Raw genomic sequence first — 3940 nt, forward strand, 5'->3', positions numbered from 1 at the left:
GGCGGCCACTGCTCCACCAGCAACGGCCACTAGTCCAAAGTCGAGATCGCGGGAGCCCATTCGTTTATTCGCCAGCGGCGCTCCCGCACTCCCGCCACTGGGGCCGACTAATCCTCCGCACCCACCTACGTGCTCGGATATTTGCCGTCCGCGGGTCCGTCTAGTACGTGCCGCAGGCCACGGGAATCGATGCAGCGTAGGAAACAAAACGATCAGTTCATCAAAGGAGATGTTATGAGTGAAAATCGTTCGGATGGTGTCGATCATCTGAAAAGGTCGATCGACTGGAAGCAGGGTATGGCCATCGCCCTGGGCGTGCCGCTGCTGATTCTGCCATCCTTGGGTTACCTGCCGATGTACGTGTCTGCCGCAGCAATCCTCGTCTGGGGGTTATCGGTCCTTCAGGGTTTCCTGCAGAATGCTGCGTATGCGGAAATGGCCACCACCTTTCCCAAAGCCTCCGGTCTGCCGGGTTTTGCGCAGCTTGTGTTTCGCAGCGAGAACTACAAGGGCAAGTATGACAAGGGCAAACTGATCGGCGGCTTCACGGCCTGGAGTTACTGGTTTGGCTGGAACCCAATTCTGGCGATCTTCGCCATCCTGGTCGGCGGTTACCTGCACGGGCTGTTCCCAGTGCTGGGGGAGACCTTCAGCGAATACCAGCTCGCACTGATTGCAGGGGTGGTGATCTTCGGCGGGCTGTTTGTGGTGAACTGGTTCGGCCTCAAGGACGGCGCTATGTTGGGTTACATCCTGGCGGCCGTCTCCCTGATACCCCTGGTCATCCTTGCTGTAGCGCCTTTTGCCACCGGACACGTTGAGATGGCCAACATCACCGGCAGCTGGTGGCCGACCGACTGGGCCTGGGATTTGCACCACATCCTGATGCTGTTTGGCATCTTTGGAATCGCCCAGTGGAGTGCCTGTGCCTGGGAAACGGCCGCCATCTACGGTCCTGAATACAAGAATCCCGGGAAAGACGTCCCCAAGGCGCTGCTTGCCTGCGGTCTCATATGCCTGGTCCTGTATGTACTGCTGCAAACGGCGGTGATCGGTGTACTTGGGGTTGAGGGTGTGCAGGCCGAAGCGGTGTCGCCCCTGATTCCTGTCGCCCAGGCTACCTTCGGCGAGGCCGGTTCGATCATTACGATCATCATGCTGGTCGCCGCCATGATCTTGATCATCCAAACGGCATACCTGGGTTCGTCACGGGCCATGCACTCCATGTCGGCCGAAGGCAACCTTCCCAAATTCATCGGCAAGACGAACCGGCAAGGAACCCCCTTTGTTGCCATGTTGATCATCGGCGCCTTCAACCTGGTGCTGATTTCCATGGGAAATGCCGCCGCAATTCTTGCAGCCTCCGCCATTGGTTACACCCTTGCCAACGGCATCAGCCTGTTTGCCTACGTCAAAGCCAGTAAGCACCCGGCCTTCGCCAACCTGGAGCGGCCTTTCAAGGCGCCGAAGGGCTGGAAGCATGTAGCCCTGACCTTCGGCCTGTTCAACGTGCCGCTGTGCGTGGTCGGCGTTGTCTACCTGAACAGCCTGGAGATCGGCTGGACCTCAACCTGGGTCGGCTTCCTCGTACTGGCGCTTTACCTACCCATCTGGCTGTACTCCCAGCATGAGTCGCGCCGCGCGGGCAGCAAAGCAGCGGTGGCCGACGTTCCGGACTACCGTGCCGCAGATACCGAAAAGGTTCTGGATCCGACTCCGTGACGTACATGGCTCCTCAGCCGCCGGTACCTTTCGCAGCATTTCAGTCAGCCTGATTCCCATGGCGATCGAGGTACTGGGGCTGGAGAAGGAGCAGCCCTAAAGACGCGGTCCCCGGCGCGACTCGACAGTCGCGCCGGGGACCGAACCCAGTTAAGCAAAAGTTGTTCGTGCTTCAGAGAGGAAGCCACCATGCCCAACGCTTTCAGCATTCTGTCAGTTGCCCTTGGCGCCAAGCCCGCAGGCAGGTGGTGCGGAGTCTCCCCTGTGGCGATAATTCTGCAGCGGGGGTAGACGCCATGGACACGCTAGCCCTGAGCCTCATTGAACTGGGGGCCGTGGTGTTCTGCCTCGGCCTCCTGGCCAAGCTTGCCGGACAAATCGGGGTCTCACCCATCCCGCTCTACCTTTTGGGTGGACTCGCCTTTGGCACGGGCGGAATCATCGAGCTTGCAGGCATGAAGGAATTCGCGCACCTCGCCGGGGAGATCGGCGTCATCCTGCTCCTGCTGATGCTTGGTCTGGAATACACGGCGTCCGAGCTTTTCACCGGGCTGCGGAGGTCATGGCAGGGCGGCATCCTTGACCTGGTTCTGAACTTCCTGCCGGGGGCAGGACTCGCCCTTTTCCTTGATTGGGGACCTGTGGGTGCCATGGTGATGGGCGGTGTCACCTATATTTCCTCGTCTGGCATCGCCGCGAAGGTGATCAGTGATTTGGGCTGGCTGGGCAACCGCGAAACCCGTGTGGTGATCTCCATCCTGGTGTTTGAGGACCTGACCATGGCCGTGTATCTTCCCGTCCTCACTACAGTAATTGCCGGCGTCAGTTTCCTCGCAGGGCTCACAACGGTGGGCATCGCGCTGACTGTAGTGAGCGTTGTTCTCGTGGTTGCATTGCGTCACGGACACCACGTCTCCAAGGCCGTTCACAGCGAGAATTCAGAGGTATTCCTCCTGAAGGTCCTGGGGGCGGCGCTGCTGGTAGCCGGCATGGCATCAGCCATGCAGGTGTCAGCGGCAGTGGGCGCCTTCTTGCTCGGCATCGCAATCTCCGGTGGCACATCGCGCAATGCCAAGCTCGTCCTGGCGCCACTGCGGGATCTTTTTGCCGCGATCTTCTTCGTCGCATTCGGGCTGAACACCGATCCTGCCTCCATCCCGCCCGTGCTTGGCTGGGCACTCGTGCTCGCCCTGATTACCGCAGCCAGCAAGATGGCCACCGGCATCTGGGCTGCAAAGCGTGCGGGTATTGCCCGCACTGGCCGCCTTCGGGCCGGAACGGCGCTCATAGCCCGCGGGGAATTCTCGATCGTTATCGCCGGGTTGGCACTCGCATCCGGCGCGGTAAGCCAGGAACTGGCGGCCATGGCCACTGCCTATGTGCTGGTCATGGCTGTTGTGGGGCCGTTGGCCGCGCGCTACGCCGAACCATTACTCGAAATGGTGCTGCCGTCCAAGGATGTGGTTACGAGAGCATAAGTAGAGCTGGAGAAAGACCAGCCTGACGCGGTCCCCGATGTTGCCTCAAGCAGCATCGGGGACCGCGTCTTTTAAGGCCAGTAGATCCTTGGGGCGGAGGGGCAGGACGTCAGCGGTCCGGTCAGCAGCGACAGGACTCGATGTATTTCCGAATGTTTCCAACATGTTAACTGGGGTGGGAATTTACGTACCGGAATTTCTCAAGTAAATCTTTATAAATAACTTTCATAAACGAATTCCCTGACGTAGTTTTGCTTGTGGAAGGAGCGCGGGTGACCGGTATCACACCTAGTCATCTGCGCCGGAGATGAACAGACCTGACAAGGATGAACAGTTCTGGGAATCGAAGGAACCTTTTTCTGCCTATCGCCCGCCAACGGCAACATCATCAGGCTTTCCACGCCATAGGCATCCTCATTTTGTTCAAGGATTTATCTAGGAGATAAGCATGACTCTCGACATTGAAACTTCAGCCGCTGTTGGGGTGGCGCATCCGTTGGATCCGTTGTCGCGGGAGGAGATTTCCCGTGCGGTGGCGGTTTTGAAGGAGGGGCCGGCGGCGGCGGAGTCGTTCCGTTTTATTAGCGTTGAGTTGCGTGAGCCGGCCAAGGAGGACCTGCGCAATGGTGTGCAGGTGGGGCGTGAGGCGGACGCTGTTTTGGTGGACCGGGCCGCGGCGCGGTCGTACGAGGCGGTTGTGAATCTGGAGACCGGCACTGTCGAAAAGTGGGTCCAGCTCG

At 59.4% G+C, this 3940-nt stretch carries 2 protein-coding genes and 1 pseudogene; all 3 read left to right on the forward strand.

Annotated features, from left to right (window positions below; all coding sequences use genetic code 11):
• The first annotated feature begins 234 nt into the window (after window positions 1–234).
• Window positions 235–1722, forward strand: a complete 1488-nt coding sequence (locus ARGLB_RS20785) for an APC family permease (RefSeq protein WP_043420092.1) — start codon at window positions 235–237, stop codon at window positions 1720–1722.
• A gap of 296 nt (window positions 1723–2018) precedes the next feature.
• Window positions 2019–3200 carry a cation:proton antiporter gene (locus tag ARGLB_RS20790; RefSeq protein WP_003806084.1) on the forward strand — a complete coding sequence of 394 codons (1182 nt, stop codon included), beginning with the start codon at window positions 2019–2021 and terminating at the stop codon, window positions 3198–3200.
• A gap of 448 nt (window positions 3201–3648) precedes the next feature.
• A pseudogene (locus ARGLB_RS20795) lies at window positions 3649–3940 on the forward strand (primary-amine oxidase); the annotation flags it as partial.

The organism is Arthrobacter globiformis NBRC 12137, assembly GCF_000238915.1.
GTDB lineage: Bacteria > Actinomycetota > Actinomycetes > Actinomycetales > Micrococcaceae > Arthrobacter > Arthrobacter globiformis.